This window comes from Xanthomonas sp. SHU 166, from assembly GCF_000364685.1.
In the GTDB taxonomy this organism is placed as follows: domain Bacteria; phylum Pseudomonadota; class Gammaproteobacteria; order Xanthomonadales; family Xanthomonadaceae; genus Xanthomonas_A; species Xanthomonas_A sontii.
This window is the reverse complement of the sequence record NZ_AQOJ01000562.1, coordinates 1-3,862: the sequence shown is the minus strand read 5'-3', so window position 1 is coordinate 3,862 and position 3,862 is coordinate 1. Positions and strand designations below refer to the sequence as shown.

Annotated in this window: 3 protein-coding genes; all 3 read right to left on the bottom strand. The window is 72.0% G+C overall.

Features of this window, described 5'->3' with window-relative positions; all coding sequences use genetic code 11:
• A partial coding sequence (ntrC, locus tag D180_RS14195) for a nitrogen regulation protein NR(I) (RefSeq protein WP_017913321.1) occupies positions 1 to 1,202 on the bottom strand: 1,202 nt, incomplete at its 3' end.
• Positions 1,203 to 1,212: 10 nt separating this feature from the next.
• Positions 1,213 to 2,250, bottom strand: a complete 1,038-nt coding sequence (locus D180_RS14190; RefSeq protein WP_193314201.1) for an ATP-binding protein — start codon at positions 2,248 to 2,250, stop codon at positions 1,213 to 1,215.
• A 328-nt stretch (positions 2,251 to 2,578) separates the two neighbouring features.
• Positions 2,579 to 3,862 (bottom strand): ammonium transporter (amt, locus tag D180_RS14185; protein ID WP_017913319.1); only part of this gene is annotated, 1,284 nt, incomplete at its 5' end.

Genomic DNA, 3,862 nt, shown 5'->3' with positions numbered 1-3,862 from the left:
CGCTCGCGGCGGCCGCCGCGCAGCAGGGCGGCCTCGACATCGCCTGCATCGATGATCTCCGCCGGCGCCAGCGCGGCCAGGCGCCAGCACACGTTCTCCAGTTCGCGCACGTTGCCCGGCCACGGATAGGCGCGCAACGCGTCCAGCGCCGCCGGCGCCAGCCGCTTGGGCGGGGTGTCGAGCTTGCGCGCGGCCATCGCCAGGAAGTTCTCGGCCAGTTGCGGCACGTCGGCGCGGCGCTCGCGCAGCGGCGGCAACTGCAGCCGCACCACGTCCAGGCGGTGCAGCAGGTCGGCGCGGAAGCGACCCTGTTCGACCAGCGCTTCCAGATCCTGGTGGGTGGCGGCGATGACCCGCACGTCGACCCGGATCAGTTCGCGCCCGCCGACGCGGAAGAACTCGTTCTCGGCCAGCACGCGCAGCAGCCGGGTCTGCAGCGGCAGCGGCATGTCGCCGATTTCGTCCAGGAACAGGGTGCCGCCGTCGGCCTGCTCGAAGCGACCGATGTGGCGGCGCTGCGCGCCGGTGAAGGCGCCGGCCTCGTGGCCGAACAGTTCGCTCTCCAGCAGTTCGGCCGGAATCGCCGCGGTGTTGAGCGCGACGAACGGCTTGCGCGCGCGCGGCGACTCGGTGTGCAGCGCGTGCGCGACCAGTTCCTTGCCGGTGCCGGTCTCGCCGTTGATCAGCACCGACAGCGGCGCCTGCGCCAGCCGGCCGATGGCACGGAACAGCGCGCGCATCGCCGGGGTGTCGCCGATCAGTTCGGTGCTGCCCTGCCCGGCCGGTGTCGTCGCCGGCACCGCGGCGATGGCGCTGCCGGGATCGGGCAGCGCGCGTGCGGCCAGCGCCACCGCATCGTCCAGGTCGAACGGCTTGGACAGGAACTCGTGGGCGCCGCCGCGGAACGCGCCGGCGGTGCTGGCCACGTCGGTGTAGGCGGACATCACGATCACCGGCAGTTGCGGGTGCGCGGCCTTGAGCTTGTCCAGCAGCACCAGACCGTCGTCGCCGGGCATGCGCACGTCGGTGAACAGCAGGTCGGGCATGGGCCGCTGCGCCAGCGCCTGCAGCGCGGCGGCGGCGCTGTCGAAGCCGTCGACGCTGTAGCCGGCGTCGCGCAGCGCGGTGGACAGCACGAAGCGCACCGAACGGTCGTCGTCGACCACCCAGATCCGTTGCGTTCCTTGCAGGGAGTCGGTCATCGCAGTGCTCCTAATCGGTGTCCGCTGCGCGCTGCGGCAGCAGCAGGGTGAACACGGTGTGGCCGGGGCGGGAGCGGTAGGTCAGCGAGCCGGCATGCTCGCGCGCCACCTGCTGGGCCAGCGCCAGGCCCAGACCGCTGCCTTCGGCGCGGCCGCTGACCAGCGGCAGGAACAGGTGTTCGGCCAGTTCCTCGGGCACACCGCGGCCGTCGTCGACGATCTCCAGGCGCAGGCCGCGCGCATGCACGCGGTCGCGGATGCGCTGGCCGTGCTCGACGCGGGTGCGCAGGGTGACCTGCGCCGCGCCGGCCTGAATCGCGTTGCGCACCAGGTTCCACACCGCCTGGGTGAGGCGGTCGGCATCGCCGAGGAATTCCGGGATGCTGGGGTCGTAGTCGCGCTGCAGGCGCACCGACCAGCCGCCTTCGTTTTCGGCCAGGCGCAACACCCGCTCCAGCACCGCGTGGATGTTGAGCATGGCGTGCGGGCGCGCCGGCGCCGGCGACAGCAACTGGTCGAGCAGGCTGTTGAGGCGCTCGATCTCCGCGCCGATCAGTTCGATCAGTTCGCGCTCGTCCTCGTCGCGGTGCTGGGCGCGGCGCGCCAGCAGCTGCGCGGCGCCCTTGAGCCCGGCCAGCGGATTGCGCAGTTCGTGGGCCAGGCCCTTGAGCGCCGCGCTGAGCGCGTTCGGCAGGGCCTGCGCCGGGTCCGGCGTGGGGAACTCGTCGACCGGGTGCGCTTCCAGCAGCCAGCCGCCGTCGTCCAGCCGCGACAGCCAGCCTTCGGCGAAGCGCGGCGGCTCGCCGGGCACGGCCAGGGCCATGCGGTGCAGGCGCAGCACGTCGCGCTCGTCGTTGCGCAGGAACCGTGCGAGCGCATCGCCCTGCACTTCCAGTGAGGCCAGCGGCTGGTCGAGCAGGCGCCGCACGCTGACCCCGAGCCAGCGCGCGAAGGCGGGATTGGCGCCGCGCAGGCGGCCGTCTGTATCCGCCCAGACCACCGGGGTGCCAAGGGCGGAAAGCGGGGGGGGCGTGGTGTTCATGGCCATTGCACCAATGTAGTGCAAAGCCGAGCAGGCGGCACGGGCGAGCGGCGCATGGCGCGGCCGCTGCCCTTGCGGATGGCGCGTCGCGCAGCCGCCTGACGACCAGTGGCTGGCGCCACCCGGCCCTGCATCACGACGCAACCAGGAATCTTGGGGAAAGCCGGGGGTGTGGCGAGGCGAATGGCCACGCGGAATACCTCGATCTTTTGAGAATGGCCGGCGCTTCCCCCCAGGAAGCGCCGGCGAAGGCCGCGGCCGCGTGGACCGGCCACCAGCGCCGGCCCCACGTCCTGCGACAAGGCCCGCGACCGCCGTCGCGGGCCGGCGAACCTCACAACTCGTAGGCCGATTCGCCATGCGAGGTGATGTCCAGACCCTCGCGCTCGGCGTCTTCCGGCACGCGCAGGCCGATCACCAGCTTGGCGATCAGGAAGCCGACCACCGAGACCACGCCGATCCAGCCGACGGTGATCAGCACGCCTTCGGCCTGCACCAGCACCTGGTGGCCCATGGTCACGCCCTCGGCGTAGCCCATGCCGCCCAGCGCCTTGTCGGTGAACACGCCGGTGAGGATCGCGCCGACGATGCCGCCGACGCCGTGCACGCCGAACACGTCCAGGGTGTCGTCGGCATTGAGCAGCTTCTTCAGCCCGGTCACGCCCCACACGCAGATCACGCCGGCGGCCACGCCGATGGCGATGGCGCCGAACGGCCCCACGGTACCGGCGGCCGGGGTGATGCCGACCAGGCCGGCGACCATGCCCGAGGCCACGCCCAGCGCCGAGGACTTGCCCTTGATCACCTTCTCCGTCAGCGACCAGGCCAGCACCGCCGCGGCGGTGGCCAGCAGGGTGTTGAGGAAGGCCAGTGCGGCGGTGGCGTTGGCTTCCAGCGCCGAGCCGGCGTTGAAGCCGAACCAGCCCACCCACAGCAGCGAGGCGCCGACGAAGGTCAGGGTCACGTTGTGCGGCTTCAGCGCGGTGTGGCCGAAGCCCAGGCGCTTGCCGACGAAGTACGAACCGACCAGACCGGCCACGCCGGCGTTGATGTGGACCACGGTGCCGCCGGCGAAGTCCAGCGCGCCCTTGCCGAACAGGAAGCCCGGGGCCGACCACACCATGTGCGCCAGCGGCAGGTAGCCGAAGGTGAACCAGATGACCACGAACAGCAGCACCGCGGCGAACTTCACCCGCTCGGCGAAGGCGCCGACGATCAGCGCGCCGGTGATGCCGGCGAAGGTCAGCTGGAAGGCGACGAACACGTACTCCGGCAGCTTGAAGCCCTTGGAGAAGGTGTCGGCCAGCGTGGTGGTGTCGACGCCGGCCAGCAGCGCCTTGTGCAGCGTGCCGATGAACGGACCGCCATCGGCGAACGCCAGGCTGTAGCCGTACACCACCCACAGCACCGCGATCAGCGAGAACACCACGCCGACCTGGATCAGCACCGACAGCACGTTCTTGGCGCGGACCATGCCGCCGTAGAACAGCGCCAGGCCGGGCACCACCATCAGCAGCACCAGCAGCGTGGAGGTGAGCATCCAGGCGACGTCGCCCTTGTCCACCACCGGCGCCGGCGTGGCCGCGGCCGCGGCCGGCGCGGCGGCCGGTGCGGGCGG